Below are 15,747 nucleotides of genomic sequence, written 5' to 3'. Positions count from 1 at the left end.
CCGTGCTCCTGTTGATCCGCTATGGATAAGCCACTCCATGGGATCGTGGTGGTTGCGGTCGAACAGGCGGTCGCTGCACCGTTCTGCACCTCGCGCCTGGCCGATGCGGGTGCCAGAGTCATCAAGATCGAGCGCCCTGGCAGCGGAGACTTTGCTCGCGCTTACGATACGGCAGCGGGCGGTGAAAGCAGTTATTTCGTCTGGTTGAATCGCGGCAAGGAATCGGTCGTGCTGGACCTGACGCAACAGTCTGATCGCGACACGCTCCAGGAACTCATCGCGGCAGCGGATATCCTGGTGCAAAATCTCAAGCCTGGAGCATTCGATCGCATGGGATTGCCGATCGAGGCATTGCGCGCCCGGCATCCTCGTCTTATTTGCTGCTCCATCAGCGGGTATGGTGATGACGGCCCCTATGCGCATCGCAAGGCTTATGATCTGCTCATTCAGGCGGATACGGGCCTGTGCTCGATCACAGGCGGAGCCGAAGGCCCGGCGCGAGTAGGTATTTCGATAGCGGATATTGCAACCGGCGCCACCGCCTATGGCGCGGTGCTCGAAAGACTCATTTCCCGCAGCGTCACGGGTGTCGGCGCGGACATCAAGATAGCCATGTTCGATGTCATGGCGGAGTGGCTCACCGTACCCCTGCTGCATGCCGACAGCGGCTGTCATCCACAACGTATTGGACTGGCGCATCCTTCCATTGCTCCCTATGGTGCATTCACTACAAAAGATCGGCATGCGGTGCTTATTTCGATTCAGAACGATCGAGAGTGGCGTGTGTTCTGCGAACGTGTCCTGGAACGTCCGGATCTCGCCGAGTGCGAGGGATTTGCCACGAATCTCGAACGCGTCCGGCGGCGCAGCGATACGGATACCTTGGTCGCCCAAGCATTTGCCCAGCGGGATGCGGCGGTATTGATGCACCGTCTGGCCGATGCAGAGTTGGCGTTCGCGGAGATTCACGACATGCATGGTCTTGCCCGCCATCCGCATCTGCGTCGTGTACAGATACGGACCGCGACCGGCGCCGTTTCCTGTCCGCGACCGGCGCCGGTGGTCGACGGCGAGACCGGTACACTGGGGGCAGTTCCTGCGCTGGGCGCGGACACCGCGACGGTGCTCGCCTCGCTGGCAGAGCGTATACGCGCAGGCAAGCAATGACGCTGCGGCGCAGATGTTCCGGTACCGTCGGCGATAATGTCGAGGATGTAGTTGTCTGATGATGTATTACAAGAATCTCATCGTCGAGATCCGCGATCAGGTGTTGTGGGTAAAAATAAATCGGCCCAAGGTACGCAATGCCTTGAGTCTGGCGACACTCGGCGAGTTGGGTAGGGCGTGTACAGAGTATGCCGCCGAGCCGGCGTTGAAGGCTGTCGTGTTGACCGGGGAAGGCAATGAATCCTTCGCGGCGGGCGGCGATCTGAAGGAGTTTTCCGCAATTCGAACTGCGGCGCAGACCGAGCAGCTATTCGATCTGGCCAGCAGCGTGCTGGACAAGATCCGCAAGTTCCCAACGCCTGTCGTGGCTGCCGTGAACGGCTGGGCGTTGGGAGGCGGTGCCGAACTTGCGTTGGCATGCGATTTTCGTGTCGCCGCCGCGCATGCCTCGATCGGCTACATTCACGGACGCTTGAACATTACCTGCGGCTTTGGCGGAGGAGCGGATCTGATGCAGCTGCTGGGCGGTTCACGCGCAATGCTTCACGGCTTGACGGCAAAGCCGTTGCCGGCATTGGAAGCGCAGCGAGCCGGCTTGTTCGATAGGGTGGCCGAGGAGGGCGAGAGACTGGAGAGCTGCGTCGCCGGGTTTCTCGAACCTTTGCTCGGACAGCAGCCTCAAGTCATACGCGCCTACAAGGCGATGGCATCGGCTGCACAGCAGGGTTTGTCCGGCGAGGAGCGTCGTGCGATCGAGCGAGAATGGTTCGTGCGCACCTGGACGCACGCCGATCACTGGGCCGCCGTCGATGCGACAATGAAAAAATAGAATGCGGGGCCTGTATCGCCAGGCGCCATGCAGTACTACGGCATGCCGGCTTGCTTCATGATGTAATTGCGCTACATGTAACGCTTTTGGTGCAAGGGGCATTGAAATCGATTCCCTGCGCCAACGGCAGTTCACGGCTCCAGTTGATGGTGTTGGTCTGGCGGCGCATGTAGGCCTTCCAGCTGTCGGAGCCGGATTCACGGCCGCCGCCGGTGTCCTTTTCGCCGCCGAAGGCGCCGCCGATCTCGGCGCCCGAGGTGCCGATGTTGACGTTCGCGATGCCGCAATCGCTGCCGACGGCCGAGAGGAACTGCTCGGCATGCTGCAGTTTGTCGGTGAAGATGGCCGAGGACAGGCCGTGACGCACCGAGTTGTGCATCTCGATCGCTTGCTCCAGGGTGTCGTAGCGGATCAGATACAGGATCGGCCCGAAGGTCTCGGTCTGTACGATCTCCCATTCGTTGCGCGCCAGCACGATCGCCGGTTCCACGAAGTAGCCTGGGCCGCGCGTGCCGCCGCCGCATAGCAGCGTGCCCCCGGCGCGTTGCGCGGATTCGATCGCCTGCCGGTAGCGTTCCACGGCGGCCGCATCGATCAACGGTCCCATGAGCGTACCGGTCTGCAAAGGATCGCCGATCTGCACCTGGCGATAGGCCTGCAGCAGACGTCGCTCCAACTCCGGCGCCCGGGAGGCGTGCACGAACACACGCCGCGTGCTGGTGCAGCGCTGGCCGGCCGTGCCGACCGCGCCGAACACGATGGCGGGTACGGCCAGGTCCAGGTTCGCATGCTGGTCCACGACGATGGCGTTGTTGCCGCCCAGTTCCAGCAGGCTGCGCCCCAGGCGTGCCGCCACGCGCTCACCCACCTTGCGGCCGACTTCGGTGGAGCCGGTGAACGATACCAGATCCACTCGCCGATCCTCGACCAGACGAGTTGCCAGTGCCTCATCGGCGCTGACCAGCAGTTGAAAGATGCCGGGAAAGCCTGCCGCAGCCAGCGCCTGATTCACCAGTTTCTGGACTGCAATGGCGCACAAAGGCGCTTTGGGGGAGGGTTTCCAGACACAGACATCGCCGCAGATCGCCGCGAGAAAGGCATTCCAGGACCATACCGCGACCGGAAAATTGAAGGCGCTGATGATTCCGACCGTACCCAGCGGGTGCCATTGCTCATACATGCGATGCTGCGGCCGTTCCGAGTGCATGCTCGAGCCGTACAGCATGCGCGACTGGCCCACGGCGAAATCCGCGATGTCGATCATTTCCTGGACTTCACCGTCGCCTTCGGGCTTGATCTTGCCGGTTTCCAGGCTCACCAGGCTGCCCAGGGCAGACTTGTTTTCCCGCAGGATCTGTCCGATCAGCCGAATCGCCTCGCCGCGTCGCGGCGCCGGCACCTGGCGCCAGAGAGTGAAAATCTCATTTGCGCTCCGCAGCAGGCGCTCGTAGTCGGCCGCCGTCGCGCAGCGCACACTTGCCAGGGGCTGACCGGTGGTCGGGTCGATGGACTCGATAGACGGCGCCGCGGGATCCTGCGACCAGCCGTCCCGGGCACACCACACACCGGCATTGCTGTCCTGCAGATCCAGGGCACGCAATATCGCCTGGCGCGCCTGCCGGTCACAGGTGGCTTCCGGCGTGCTTGCCGGCGAACTTTTCCTGGCATCCTGCCGCGTGTCAGTGTGTTCGTTTCTGCTCATGCATGGCTCCTTCAGCCGCATCGTGCCGGCGCGCGATGCTCGGTGCTGCGCTGATGACCTGCCTGTCCGCTCACCACCATGCGGCTGGAGAGTTCCTTGCCGACGCCGGCGGTATAGTGGCTGCCGAAGCGATTTTGCAGAACTTCCAGCAGGCCGAAATCCTCCTGACGCACGAAGCCGCGATAGCGGCCGTTCGCGTTGACGACCAGGTCGAGCACGGCACATAGGCTGGAAGCCGTCGTGACCTGGATCGCGGACCACAGGCGGCCGGCGATCGCCTGGGGATAGATCTTGTTGACGTAATTTTCCTCGCGGAATTCGCCATCCTGAGTGCCGGTGATCGCCACATAGATCACCACCACATCCTGCAAGGTCTGGGGAATCGCATTCTCCAGAATACGTTTGAGCGTGCCGCGGTCTTGGTTGAGCTTGAGATCGTTCATCAACAGGCGTATTTGGGCGCAATGCCCCGGATAGCGCATGGTCTTGTAGTCCATGCTGCGGCAGTGTGCCCCGTAAGTTTCACTCAGCGAGCCCAGGCCACCGGAAGTGTTGAAGGCCTCGTAGGCCGTGCCGTCGATCTCGATCCCCTCCAGGCCTTCCAGCGGTGCGGCTTCCACGCGCCTTCCTTCGACGATGGCTTCGCAGGGGTTGCCGTATTCATTGATCAGACCTTCGGTGGACCAGGTCAGCGAGTACTTGAGTACGTTGTTCGGATGCTGGGGCAGGGCGCCCACACGCAGCTTGACCGAGCGTAACTCATCGAAGTGGCCGATCAACTCGCTGGCGGCGATGGACACGAAGCCCGGCGCCAGCCCGCACTGGGGTACGAACGCCTGGGCAGTCCCCATGGCGATGCGGCGCACCGCGCGCGTCACTTCCACATCCTCGGTGAGATCGAAATAATGACAATCGGCGTGCCGGGCGGCTTCGGCAACCGCTATGTTGCAATAATAGGGAAGAGCGGAAACCACGGCGTCCACGGGATATTGCGTCAGCTGCGCTTTCAGCGCGGCCGGACTCGCGGCATCCAGGACATGGGCGTGCAGTTGCGCCAAGGCATGAGCCTTGACGACGGCCCGGGCGGCCTCCGGATTGATATCCGCGAGATGCACTTCATAGCTGCCTGAATCCGCCAGCAGACCGGAAATGAGGGCGCCGATCTTGCCGGCGCCCAGAATGAGGACTCGAATCATCCGTACTTCTCCAGGGCTGTTTGGCCGGACGGCCATTTGAGAACAGCCGGTGCTGCGTCGTAACTCCAAATGAAGTATGCCAAACCGCCGTGGTTTACGCGCTTTTGCGCCAGGTCGTTCGAGTGCTAATCTGCCGGCATGACGCGTCATTCTCATCTGGCCGAATGGCATCCGGCGAACTGGCAAGGCAAGCCCGCTCAACAGCAGCCCAATTATCCGGACAAGGTCACCCTGGACGCCGTCGTCAGCGAGCTTGCCCGCCTGCCGCCGCTGGTGGTGTCTGGGGAAATCGAAATGTTAAAGGAGGAAATCGCTGCGGCGCAGCGCGGGGAGCGCTTTGTGCTGCAGGGAGGGGATTGCGCCGAGACCCTCGAGGATTGCGCCTCCGACACGATCGCCAAGAAACTGAAAATTCTCCTGCAGATGAGCCTGGTACTGGTGCATGGGCTCAAAAAGCCGGTGGTGCGCATCGGCCGCATGGCCGGACAGTATGCAAAACCGCGCTCGGCCGACACCGAGATACGCGGCGGAGTGAGCCTGCCCAGCTATCGTGGTGCGATCGTCAATCGCCCCGGCTTCAGCGCCGAGGAACGGGGGCCGGATCCACAATTATTGCTACGCGGCTACGAGCGCGCCGCGTTGACGCTGAATTTCGTGCGGGCGCTGATCGATGGCGGATTCGCCGACCTGCATCACACTCGGTACTGGGATCTGGACTTCGTACAGCATTCGCCCCTCAAAGAGGCCTACGAAAGGATCGTACAATCGATTTCCGACTCACTGAGCTTTCTGGAGGCCATGACGCGCAGCCCGATTCACGAAACCTCGCGAGCCAGGTTCTATGCCAGCCACGAAGGACTGCATCTGCATTACGAGCAGGCACAGACGCGCTACATCGCTCGGCAGGGACGCTGGTATAACCTGTCGACCCATATGCCCTGGATCGGCATGCGCACGGCGGCGCTCGATGGCGCGCATGTGGAACTGTTTCGCGGCATCGCCAATCCGCTCGGCATCAAGGTGGGCCCGGCCATGAATGCCGAATGGATCCAGGGCCTGATCGCGACGCTCAATCCGCACAACGAACCCGGCCGTATCGTGCTGATCCACCGTATGGGTGCAAAGGATATCGACAAGTATCTGCCGCCGTTGATCCAGGCGGTGAGCGCCACCGGCAGTCCGGTGCTATGGCTGTGCGACCCCATGCACGGTAATACCGAAACGGCAAGCTCCGGGCTCAAGACGCGCCGCTTCGATAACATCCTCGCGGAACTGGAAGCGGCATTCCGGCTCCATCACGAAGCCGGATCGCGCCTCGGAGGCGTGCATATCGAACTGACCGGCGACAATGTTACCGAATGCACCGGCGGCGCGCGTGGTCTCACCGACGCCGATCTGGCACGGGCCTACCGCTCGCAAGTCGATCCGCGTCTGAACTATGAGCAGTCCCTGGAACTGGCCATGCGTATCGCCGGATTGCATATTCCCCTGAGAGGACGATGAAAAAGGCGGCTACAGGGAAGCGGCAGACGAGGATCTGCTGCGAGAAACTGCGCTGATTCCATTGTTCAAGCCATTCTTGTCCGAATCATTCGAGATCACCCGGCCGGAAGTATCATGTCCGTAAAGAATCCCGTGAAAAAGTCCGTAAAAAAGTCCTTGAAAAAGAATTCCCGAACCACGGCTCGACGTCAGGCTTCAGCCGGCGTCAAGCATGTCGCCGATGTAAAGGTCAATCCACGCCGCTATTCCAGCGAGGTCGTCGATGGCCTGAAACAGACACCCAGCAGAGCGATGCTGCGTGCGGTCGGCTATACGGATGCGGATTTCAAGAAGCCGGCAATCGGCATCGCCTCGACTTGGAGTAATCTCACTCCCTGCAATATGCATATCGATCGTCTGGCACGCGCGGCAGCGGCAGCGGTCGATCGCAGCGGCGGCAAGGCCACCACGTTCGGCACGATCACCGTTTCCGACGGTATCACCAATGGCGCGCCGGGCATGCGCTATTCTCTGGTGTCGCGCGAAGTGATCGCCGACTCCATCGAGACCGTCACCGGCGCACAGGGTTTCGATGGCATCGTTGCCATCGGGGGCTGCGACAAGAATATGCCGGGCTGCATGATGGCGCTGGCGCGTCTGGATCGCCCCGCGGTGTTCGTCTACGGTGGCACGATACGACCCGGCCCGAAACACCGGGATATCATTTCGGTGTTCGAGGCGCGCGGTGCATTCGCCAGCGGCGCGATTTCCGCACGCGAACTCAAGGAGATCGAATGCACCGCGATACCGGGCGCCGGCAGCTGTGCCGGCATGTATACGGCGAACACGATGGCATCGGCGATCGAAGCGCTGGGCATGAGTTTGCCGAACAGCTCGGCACAGGAAGCTGTTTCGCGCACCAAGATCAAGGATTGCGAGGCGGCCGGCAAGGCGGTGGTGAAGCTGACGAAACTCGGCATCACCCCATCACAGATCCTCAGCCGCAAGGCTTTCGAGAATGCCATCACGGTGGTCATTGCGCTCAGCGGCTCCACGAACGCCGTACTGCATCTGTTGGCAATGGCACATGCCGCAGGAATACCGCTGGAACTGGATGATTTCACGCGGATCGGCAAGCACGTACCGGTACTGGCGGATCTGCGTCCCAGCGGTCAGTACATGATGTCGGAGCTGATTCGCATCGGCGGCATCCAGCCGCTGATGAAGATGCTGCTGGACCGGGGGCTGTTGCACGGAGATTGTCTGACCGTGACCGGCAAGACCTTGGGCGAGAACCTCAGAAAGGTCAAGCCGTATCCGAAAAACCAGGACATCATTCGAGCGTTCGCCGATCCCATCAAGCCGGACAGCCACCTGGTCATCCTGTATGGCAATCTGGCCCCCGAAGGGGCAGTCGCAAAAATCACCGGCAAGGAGGGCCTGTCGTTTACCGGTCGTGCTCGCGTATTCGATGGCGAGGAAAAGTCGGTACAGGCGATCCTGGATGGTGAAGTGCAAGCCGGTGAAGTCGTCGTGATTCGCTACGAGGGGCCCAAGGGCGGTCCGGGCATGCGCGAGATGCTCAGTCCCACCAGCGCCCTGGCGGGCATCGGCCTGATCGACAAGGTCGCCCTGATCACGGACGGCCGTTTTTCCGGCGGCAGCCGCGGCTTTGTCGTCGGGCACATGGCGCCCGAAGCCGCCGTAGGCGGAACGCTTGCGCTGGTGGAGGATGGCGATGAGATCACGATCGATGCTCAGACCCGCGAGATCCACTTGAATGTGCCGCAGTCCGTCCTGGACCGGCGCCGCAAAACCTGGCAGGCGCCGCCACCCTATACCCGCCGCGGTGTGCTCGCGAAGTATGCGCGCGTGGTCAGCAGTGCGTCGCTGGGTGCGGTGACGGATCGCGAGACCGAGGATGCGGACGGCGTGCCTTGACGCTTCGGCCTTGTCCCACCTACACTGCCAGCCGCTCATCGAGACCGGCTGAGGGTCAGGCCCATTGACGCCGGGGCAACCGTCGAATCCAACCCATTCGAAAAGGTGCCAACTCCTGCGGGTGTTCCTGCCAAACGGCGGGAACATGCCCGGCAGATGAGTTGCCGTGTAGCTGCCGGTGTATTGTGCTGGCGGTAGGGCCCGGCGACCTCCTTCCACTACGGGTGCTCCGTAGGGTTTCTGCGATGTGCAAACCCTGTCCGGCCGACAAGGCTGGATTCGAATCCTGTCCGGCAGGATTCGGTATTGGAGTGTCCGGGTCATGAGTCTAGTGAATCAAAAGGAAGGCGAATATGCGCCGGTGCCCGTGCGTGAGGGCATCCTGAAACTCTCCGCACCCCTGACTCTGACATTCGGGGGGCGCCTCGATACGGTCAGCGTCGCTTGGCGCGTCAGCGGAAATCCGCAAGCTCCCCTGGTGGCCGCCCTGGGCGGCATCTCGGCCGGCCGGGCGGTTGCCGATGTCGATAAGACACAGAAGGGCTGGTGGGGCGGCATCATCGGCGTAGGCAAGGCGCTCGATCTGAACCAGTATCAAGTGCTCGGCATCGATTTTCTGGGCGGCAGCGGCACGACAACGGGTCCGCGCCCCGGACAGGTGGATTTTCCTTCCATCAGTACCACCGATCAGGCGGAAATTCTCAGACAGGTGCTGGCGCATGTGCGCCAGTCCGCGATCCCCGGCAAGGGTGCTTCCACCGGGCGCATCCATCCACTCGCCGCCATCATCGGCGCATCCTACGGCGGCATGGTGGCCTTGGCGTTCGCGCAGCGTTGGCCGCAACTGGTGGAACGCATCGTGGTGATCAGCGCCGCCGACCAGCCGCATCCACTCTCCACCGCCTGGCGCAGCGTGGAGCGCGCCGTGGTGCGCTATGCCACGGCACGCGGTGACGGGCCGGAGGGCCTGCGTCTGGCGCGGGCTCTGGCCATGACGACTTATCGCAGCGCGCGGGAATTCGCGGACCGGTTCGATCAACCCGCGGTCCGTATCGATGGACGCTATCAGTTCCCGGTCGAGTCCTACTTGCTGGCGCGTGGCGATGCCTATGCGGCGAACTATATTCCCGAAGCCTTCGTGTGCCTGTCGGAATCCATCGATCTGCACCGCATCGATGCCAGCCAGGTCCGGGTATCCACGACGCTGGTGGGTATCGTGGAGGATCAGCTGGTCCCTATTGCGGACATGCGCAGGCTGCAACAGCGCCTGGGCGGTCCGGTTCGACTTGTCGAGCTGTCCTCCCTGTATGGGCACGATGCCTTCCTGAAAGAAACCGATGCACTGCGCCAAGTCTTCGCCGCAGCCCTGAACGACAACGCCGTAGCTCTGAACGACAACGATGGTGAATCATGACGACTCATTCCCCGACCCCTACTGCCTGGAGCGGCGCCACGTGCGCCGTGCGCGCCGGACTCGAAACCGACGACCAGCATGGTGCGGTCGTGCCGCCGCTGCATCTGAGCTCGACGTTTGCGTTCAAGGCCTTCGGCGAACGGCGCCAATATGACTACTCCCGATCGGGCAATCCCACTCGGGATGCGCTCGCGACCGCACTCGCAGACCTGGAGGGTGGAGCGGGTGCCACGGTGACGTCCTCCGGTATGGCGGCTGCCCAGCTCGCCTGCCAATTGCTGCACGCCGATGACCTGCTGATTGCGCCGCACGACTGTTATGGCGGAACTTATCGCCTGTTGAGTTCCTTGGCCGCGCGTGGCGCGCTGCGCGTCGTCTTCGTCGATCAGACCGACGATGCGGCTTTTTCCGCAGCGCTGGCGGGCGGACCGAAGCTCGTCTGGGTGGAAACCCCGAGCAATCCGCTGTTGCGCATCGTGGATATTCGCGCGGCAGCGCGGCAGGTACATGCAGCGGGTGCGCTGCTGCTGGTGGACAACACCTTTTTATCACCGGTGTGGCAGCAACCCTTCGCGCTCGGTGCCGACCTGGTACTGCATTCCACGACAAAATATCTGAATGGCCACAGCGATGTGGTCGGCGGTGCGCTCGTCAGCGCCACCGCAGAGCTGCACGAGCGGGTGCAGTGGTGGGCGAATTGCATCGGTGTGACCGGAGCGCCGTTCGACAGTTTCCTGACGCTGCGCGGAGTGCGTAGTTTGCACGCCCGCATGCGTGCGCACGGCGAAAATGCGCTTCAGGTCGCGCAGCTGCTGAACGGACATTCGGCCGTGCGTCAGATCTATTTTCCCGGATTGCCGACCCACCCCCAGCACGATCTCGCCCGTACCCAGCAGTCTGGTTTCGGCGCCATGATGAGCTTTGAATTGCACGGTGGTCTTGCATCAGTGCGCGCGTTTCTGGACGGGTTGCAGTGTTTCTCGCTGGCCGAATCCCTCGGCGGAGTGGAGAGTCTGGTCGCTCATCCGGCCAGCATGACCCATGCGGCCATGGACGCGCAGGCTCGGCAGGCCGCGGGTATCAGCGACTCGCTGCTGCGTCTGTCGATTGGTATCGAGACGGCGCAGGATCTGCTGAATGATCTGCAGGCGGGCCTGGATCGTGCCGCGCGGGCATTGACGCAGGCAGCGGCCGACAGCTGCGTGGCATAGCCTGCCGTTCCGAATCCGTTCGATGGAGAAGGATAGGCCGCATAGCCGGTTTGGAGATAAAAAACAGGCCGGCATAGCCGGCCTGGGGTGTGGCAACTAAGAACTACCGTCGTGGCCGACGCCGGTTGAACCGGCGTCAACCTTGGGGACTAACCCGACACGAGCCCTGTTCCACCAAAGACACCTCGACCGTTGGCCGAGATATGGAGATTTGCCCGAAGGCTGCGGCAGGAGAATCAGCACCTGTCGCAGGGACGATGATAACCGGTCTGGCCGATAATTTGGGCAAGAATCTTCGGTTCCAGACTTTTAAGCTTAGATTTAACTAGAAATCAATAGCTTAGTCAGAGATTCTAGATTCGATCTACGACGGCGCTGCCTGCCTGAGCCGTCGTGGCCGCCTTGCCGGAGCCCCCGATATCGGCAGTCCGCACGCCGGCTACGATCGCCTCGGCTACCGCTTTTTCAACCAGTGCCGCTTCCTCGTGGAGGCCGAGGGAATGGCGCAACAGCATGGCAGCGCTCAGAATCGTGCCGTAGGGATTGGCGACGCCCTGGCCGGCGATATCGGGTGCCGAACCATGGATGGGCTCATACAGACCCTGTGTACCGGAACCCAACGATGCCGATGGTAGCAGGCCCAGCGAGCCCGCCAGCATCGAGGCTTCGTCGGTCAGGATATCGCCGAACATGTTTTCGGTCAGGATCACATCGAAGCTCGACGGCCGACGGATCAAATGCATGGCCGCAGCATCGACGAGCATGTGTTCGAACTTTACATCGGGAAACTCCGTCTTCAGCAAGGATTCCACGGTACTGCGCCACAAACGCGAGGTCTCCAGCACGTTGGCCTTGTCGACCGAGACGATGGACCGGCGGCGTGAGCGCGCCAGCGTTCCGGCCACACGTGTGACACGTTCGATCTCTTCCACGCTGTAGGTACACAGATCGCTCGCGAAGGTTGCCGTACGCTGCTTTTCACCAAAGTAGATGCCGCCCGTCAACTCGCGTACCACCATGATATCGGTGCCCTGGAGGATGTCCGCCTTGAGAGGAGAAACATCGAGGAGGGCGGGGTGCAGCGTCACCGGGCGCAGATTGGCAAACAGGTTCAGCGCCTTGCGCAGTGCCAGCAAACCCTGCTCGGGACGCACCGGCGCAGCTGGATCCGACCATTTCGGGCCGCCCACCGCGCCTAGCAGCACCGCGTGTGCTCGCTGGCAGGCGGCGGTCGTGCCGGGCGGCAAGGCGCTGCCGCAGGCGTCGATGGCTGCGCCACCGATCGGATGCGATTCGAAATCGAAGCTGTGTCCGCGGCGTGCCGCTACCGCTTCCAGTACGCGTACTGCCTCGTGGGTGACTTCCGGACCGACACCGTCGCCGGGAAGTACCACGATGGTGGCCTGGATCTTGTGAGAGTTGCTCATGCTGGATAGATTTGGTCGTGACTCTGTTCGAATCGGCTGATGGTATCGGCCTGCTTGAGGATGTAGCCGAGTTCATCGATACCGTTCAGCAGGCAGTAGCGTGCGAAGGGTTCCAGCGGGAAGCCGGTCCGCGCACCCGTGGGCAGAGTCAGGCTGCTGCTTTCCACATCGATGCGCACCAGCGTCCCGGGATTGTTCAACAGCCAGAGGTGAGTGTCTTTGTCCACCACCACCGGTACGACGCCGTTCTTGAGCGCATTGTTGCGAAAGATGTCTGCGATCTGGGTGCTGATCACTGCACGAAAGCCGTAGTCGTGCAGCGCCCAGGGCGCATGCTCGCGCGACGAGCCGCAGCCGAAATTACGTCCTGCCACCAGGATCTCGCAGCCCGCGGCGGCAGGTTGGTTCAGAATGAAATCCGGCTTCGGCATACCGGCAGCATCGTAGCGCCAGTCTGCGAATAATTGCTTTCCCAAGCCTTCCTTGGTCGTCGTTGTGAGAAAGCGCGCAGGGATGATCTGGTCGGTGTCGATATTGGTCGTGGCCAAGACGACGGTACGCGATTCGATCGTGCGCAGAGGTTCCATGTCGCGGCTCCTTCAATGAGCGGCCGGCGCGGCGCCGGCAAGAAATTCACGCGGATCGGTGATACGTCCGGTCAGCGCCGCCACCGCCGCCGTCGCCGGACTGGCGAGCAATGTGCGTGCGCCCGGCCCCTGGCGTCCTTCGAAGTTGCGGTTGCTGGTACTGACCGCATAGTCGCCTTTCGCGACCAGATCGCCATTCATCCCCAGGCACATCGAGCAACCGGGCTCGCGCCATTCGGCGCCGGCTTCGATGAAGATCCTGTCCAGTCCGATCGCTTCGGCCTCGCGCTTCACCTGTTGCGAACCTGGTACGACCAGCATGCGCACCCCGGGCGCAATCTTGCGTCCCTTCAATACCTGCGCCGCCTGTTTCAGGTCGGAGAGGCGACCGTTCGTGCAGCTGCCGAGGAAAACCACCTGTATCGCCTTGCCGATGATTTCCTCGCCCTCCTGCAGTCCCATGTAGGCCAGCGACTTTGCGTGTGCCGCATCGCCGGGCCGCTGCGGAACCGCGGCGCCGATCGGTACGACCATGCCCGGATGGGTTCCATAGGTGATCATGGGAGCGATCGAGTCCGCATCGATATGCACGATCTCGTCAAAGAGGGCGCCCGGATCGGTGCGCAGCGCCCGCCAGCGTTCCACCGCGGCATCCCAGTGGGCGCCCGTGGGGGCGTATTGCCGGCCCTTCAGATAGGCAAAGGTAGTGTCATCGGGCGCGATCATACCGGCGCGCGCGCCGGCCTCGATCGACATGTTGCAGACCGTCATGCGCTCTTCCATGGATAGCGCCTCGATCGCCGTGCCACGATATTCGATGACATGTCCGGTGCCGCCGGATACGCCGATCCGACCGATGATCGCCAGGATCAGGTCCTTGGCGGTGACACCGGGTCCCAGCCGGCCGCTTACCTCGATCGCCATGGTTTTGGGGCGGCGTTGCAGCAGGCATTGCGTCGCCAGGACGTGGCCGACCTCGGTGGTGCCGATACCGAAGGCCAGTGCGCCGAATGCGCCATGAGTCGCAGTATGACTGTCGCCGCAGACGATCGTCTTGCCGGGCTGCGTCGCGCCCAGTTCCGGGCCGATCACGTGCACGATGCCGCGCTGATCGCTGCCCAGACCGCGCAGGTTGACGCCGAATTCGCGACAGTTCACTTCCAGCTGCTTCAGCTGGCGGGCGGCCGATTCGACCTTGATCGGCACCCGGCCGGATATCTCGTCCGGATCGGTGGGGGTGGAATGATCCATGGTTGCCAAGGTGCGATCGGTACGCCGCAGTTTCAGATCCAGCGAGCGCAGCAGCGAGAAGGCCTGCGGGGAGGTCACTTCATGGATCAGATGCAGGTCGATATACAGGATAGCCGGTGTATCCGCGGTCTGCGGCACCACCTCGTGCTGCTTCCAGACCTTTTCGAACAGGGTCAGCGGTTCGCTACGTCGGGGATCGGTGCGTGTATTCATGACTTTCCTCGCTGAGCTGCGCGCCGGCACATATGACGGCGTATCCGGCTCGGGCTGCCTCCGGCGGCACCTCGGTGACTGCGCCGGATACCAGCATGCCAAGCTCTTGAGCTGGCGGATTGACCATTGTTCAGGCAGCCATCGTTTCTGGCGATGTCTCTGGTTGTTATCTCTGGGTGATATGTCTGGGTGATATGTCTGGGGGATGTCCTGACTTCCAGCGATGCCCTGGGCGGCGGCCCTGGTGGATACGCTTGGCGTATTGCCCTGAAATGATTCCGGAGGACCGCCCCGAAAGGAGCGGTATCGCTCTCGTTGGCCTGATCAGGCGTTGGCCGCGGTTTTGGCGCCGATATCGTCGCAGCGCTCCAGCCAACCCCACTTGTCCTCGGTTTTGCCGTCGAACAGGCCGAAGAAGGCGGACTGCAGTGCTTCCGTGACCGGGCCGCGCTTGCCGCTGCCGACTTCGATCCGGTCGACCGAACGCACCGGTGTGATCTCGGCGGCGGATCCCGTCAGGAAGATTTCATCGGCAAGATACAGAAATTCACGCGGCAGCGCTTGCTCACGTACCTCGAAGCCATGGATACGCGCCAGGGTGATCACCGTGTCGCGGGTGATGCCCTGCAAGATCGCATTGGCCAGTCCCGGGGTATAGATCACATTGTCCCGGACCACGAACAGATTCTCGCCGGCACCTTCGCTCACGCTGCCGTCGATGCCCAGACCGATGCCCTCGGCGAATCCCAGGCGCTTGGCTTCCATGCTGATCAACTGACTGGAGAGATAATTACCGGCCGCCTTGCCCAAGGCGGGAATGGTGTTCGCCGCCAGACGCTGCCAGGAGGAGACGCACACGTCGATACCGTTCTCCAGGCCGTCCGCCCCCAGGTAGGCGCCCCATTCGAACGCCGCCACGACGGTATCGATCGGCGGCGGCGTCTTGGGCGCCACGCCGATTTCGCCATAACTGCGAAAGGCGAACGGCCGCATGTAGGCGCCCTTGTCGAGTCCGTTGACGACGATGATTTCCTTGCATGCCGCATTGATCTCATCCGGCGTGTAGGGAATGTCGATGCGATAGATCCGGGCCGAATCGAACAGCCGTCGCGTATGGTCGCGCAAGCGAAAGATTACGGGACCTTGCGCGGTCGCATAGCAGCGCACGCCCTCGAAAACGGTCGAGCCGTAATGCAGGGCGTGCGCCAGTACGTGAACGGTCGCCTTCTCCCAGGGCACGAGTTTGCCGTTGTACCAAATATGCTTGGCAGCCTGGATGGGCATGACGCTGTGCTCCTGTGCGTGCGGCGTTCGGCGGTAAGTATTC

12 protein-coding genes and 1 riboswitch are annotated in these 15,747 nt (G+C 62.3%); of the genes, 6 read left to right on the top strand and 6 right to left on the bottom strand.

Going from position 1 to position 15,747, the window contains the following annotated elements; genetic code table 11:
- Positions 1-21: 21 nt before the first annotated feature.
- Together ACG33_RS08150 and ACG33_RS08145 are read left to right on the top strand one after the other, a co-directional pair.
- Positions 22-1,167, top strand: coding sequence for a CaiB/BaiF CoA transferase family protein (locus tag ACG33_RS08150; protein ID WP_066920235.1), 1,146 nt, complete (start codon positions 22-24; stop codon positions 1,165-1,167).
- Positions 1,168-1,225: 58 nt separating this feature from the next.
- A complete protein-coding gene (locus ACG33_RS08145) occupies positions 1,226-1,996 on the top strand; it encodes an enoyl-CoA hydratase/isomerase family protein (RefSeq protein ID WP_066920234.1) in 771 nt (256 codons plus the stop codon).
- Positions 1,997-2,051: 55 nt separating this feature from the next.
- Here ACG33_RS08145 and amaB read toward each other — a convergent pair whose 3' ends face one another.
- Positions 2,052-3,698: an L-piperidine-6-carboxylate dehydrogenase gene (amaB, locus tag ACG33_RS08140; RefSeq protein ID WP_083537220.1), complete on the bottom strand. Its 1,647-nt coding sequence runs from the start codon at positions 3,696-3,698 to the stop codon at positions 2,052-2,054.
- An 11-nt stretch (positions 3,699-3,709) separates the two neighbouring features.
- Positions 3,710-4,894 carry a saccharopine dehydrogenase family protein gene (locus ACG33_RS08135; protein ID WP_083536604.1) on the bottom strand — a complete coding sequence of 395 codons (1,185 nt, stop codon included), beginning with the start codon at positions 4,892-4,894 and terminating at the stop codon, positions 3,710-3,712.
- Positions 4,895-5,032: 138 nt separating this feature from the next.
- Here ACG33_RS08135 and ACG33_RS08130 point away from each other — a divergent pair, with 138 nt between their 5' ends.
- From ACG33_RS08130 to metB, 4 genes are all read left to right on the top strand, one after another.
- The gene (locus tag ACG33_RS08130) at positions 5,033-6,397 is read left to right on the top strand and encodes a class II 3-deoxy-7-phosphoheptulonate synthase (protein ID WP_066920233.1); all 1,365 of its coding nucleotides are present in this window, start codon (positions 5,033-5,035) and stop codon (positions 6,395-6,397) included.
- A gap of 114 nt (positions 6,398-6,511) precedes the next feature.
- On the top strand, positions 6,512-8,317 hold the full coding sequence (gene ilvD / locus ACG33_RS08125; protein WP_083536603.1) for a dihydroxy-acid dehydratase: 1,806 nt from the start codon (positions 6,512-6,514) through the stop codon (positions 8,315-8,317).
- A 32-nt stretch (positions 8,318-8,349) separates the two neighbouring features.
- Positions 8,350-8,480, top strand: a riboswitch (SAM riboswitch).
- Positions 8,481-8,639: 159 nt separating this feature from the next.
- Positions 8,640-9,731 (top strand): homoserine O-succinyltransferase MetX, encoded by a 1,092-nt coding sequence (metX, locus tag ACG33_RS08120; protein WP_083536601.1) that lies wholly within the window; start codon positions 8,640-8,642, stop codon positions 9,729-9,731.
- Entirely contained in the window at positions 9,728-10,942 is a 1,215-nt protein-coding gene (metB, locus tag ACG33_RS08115) for a cystathionine gamma-synthase (RefSeq protein ID WP_066920229.1), read from the top strand. Before metX ends, metB begins: the two co-directional genes overlap by 4 nt.
- Before the next feature lie 353 nt (positions 10,943-11,295).
- Here the strand turns inward: metB and leuB are convergent, their stop codons facing one another.
- The 4 genes from leuB to ACG33_RS08095 form a co-directional block, all read right to left on the bottom strand.
- The gene (gene leuB / locus ACG33_RS08110; protein ID WP_066923041.1) at positions 11,296-12,351 is read right to left on the bottom strand and encodes a 3-isopropylmalate dehydrogenase; all 1,056 of its coding nucleotides are present in this window, start codon (positions 12,349-12,351) and stop codon (positions 11,296-11,298) included.
- Between the two features lie 14 nt (positions 12,352-12,365).
- Positions 12,366-12,956 carry a 3-isopropylmalate dehydratase small subunit gene (gene leuD, locus ACG33_RS08105; RefSeq protein WP_066920227.1) on the bottom strand — a complete coding sequence of 197 codons (591 nt, stop codon included), beginning with the start codon at positions 12,954-12,956 and terminating at the stop codon, positions 12,366-12,368.
- A 12-nt stretch (positions 12,957-12,968) separates the two neighbouring features.
- Positions 12,969-14,420: a 3-isopropylmalate dehydratase large subunit gene (gene leuC / locus ACG33_RS08100; RefSeq protein WP_066920223.1), complete on the bottom strand. Its 1,452-nt coding sequence runs from the start codon at positions 14,418-14,420 to the stop codon at positions 12,969-12,971.
- A gap of 324 nt (positions 14,421-14,744) precedes the next feature.
- Entirely contained in the window at positions 14,745-15,704 is a 960-nt protein-coding gene (locus ACG33_RS08095; RefSeq protein ID WP_066920221.1) for a branched-chain amino acid transaminase, read from the bottom strand.
- Positions 15,705-15,747 lie beyond the last annotated feature (43 nt).

The organism is Steroidobacter denitrificans (assembly GCF_001579945.1).
In the GTDB taxonomy this organism is placed as follows: Bacteria; Pseudomonadota; Gammaproteobacteria; order Steroidobacterales; family Steroidobacteraceae; genus Steroidobacter; species Steroidobacter denitrificans.
This window is presented reverse-complemented; position numbering and strand designations above follow the sequence as displayed.

What these genes read in the sequence shown, in the direction of transcription:
- metX (WP_083536601.1), top strand. Translation starts at nt 8,640, where the DNA reads ATGAGTCTAGTGAATCAAAAGGAAGGCGAATATGCGCCGGTGCCCGTG.
- ACG33_RS08135 (WP_083536604.1), bottom strand. Translation starts at nt 4,894, where the DNA reads ATGATTCGAGTCCTCATTCTGGGCGCCGGCAAGATCGGCGCCCTCATT.
- metB (WP_066920229.1), top strand. Translation starts at nt 9,728, where the DNA reads ATGACGACTCATTCCCCGACCCCTACTGCCTGGAGCGGCGCCACGTGC.
- leuD (WP_066920227.1), bottom strand. Translation starts at nt 12,956, where the DNA reads ATGGAACCTCTGCGCACGATCGAATCGCGTACCGTCGTCTTGGCCACG.
- ACG33_RS08145 (WP_066920234.1), top strand. Translation starts at nt 1,226, where the DNA reads ATGATGTATTACAAGAATCTCATCGTCGAGATCCGCGATCAGGTGTTG.
- leuC (WP_066920223.1), bottom strand. Translation starts at nt 14,420, where the DNA reads ATGAATACACGCACCGATCCCCGACGTAGCGAACCGCTGACCCTGTTC.
- ACG33_RS08150 (WP_066920235.1), top strand. Translation starts at nt 22, where the DNA reads ATGGATAAGCCACTCCATGGGATCGTGGTGGTTGCGGTCGAACAGGCG.
- ilvD (WP_083536603.1), top strand. Translation starts at nt 6,512, where the DNA reads ATGTCCGTAAAGAATCCCGTGAAAAAGTCCGTAAAAAAGTCCTTGAAA.
- amaB (WP_083537220.1), bottom strand. Translation starts at nt 3,698, where the DNA reads ATGAGCAGAAACGAACACACTGACACGCGGCAGGATGCCAGGAAAAGT.
- ACG33_RS08130 (WP_066920233.1), top strand. Translation starts at nt 5,033, where the DNA reads ATGACGCGTCATTCTCATCTGGCCGAATGGCATCCGGCGAACTGGCAA.
- ACG33_RS08095 (WP_066920221.1), bottom strand. Translation starts at nt 15,704, where the DNA reads ATGCCCATCCAGGCTGCCAAGCATATTTGGTACAACGGCAAACTCGTG.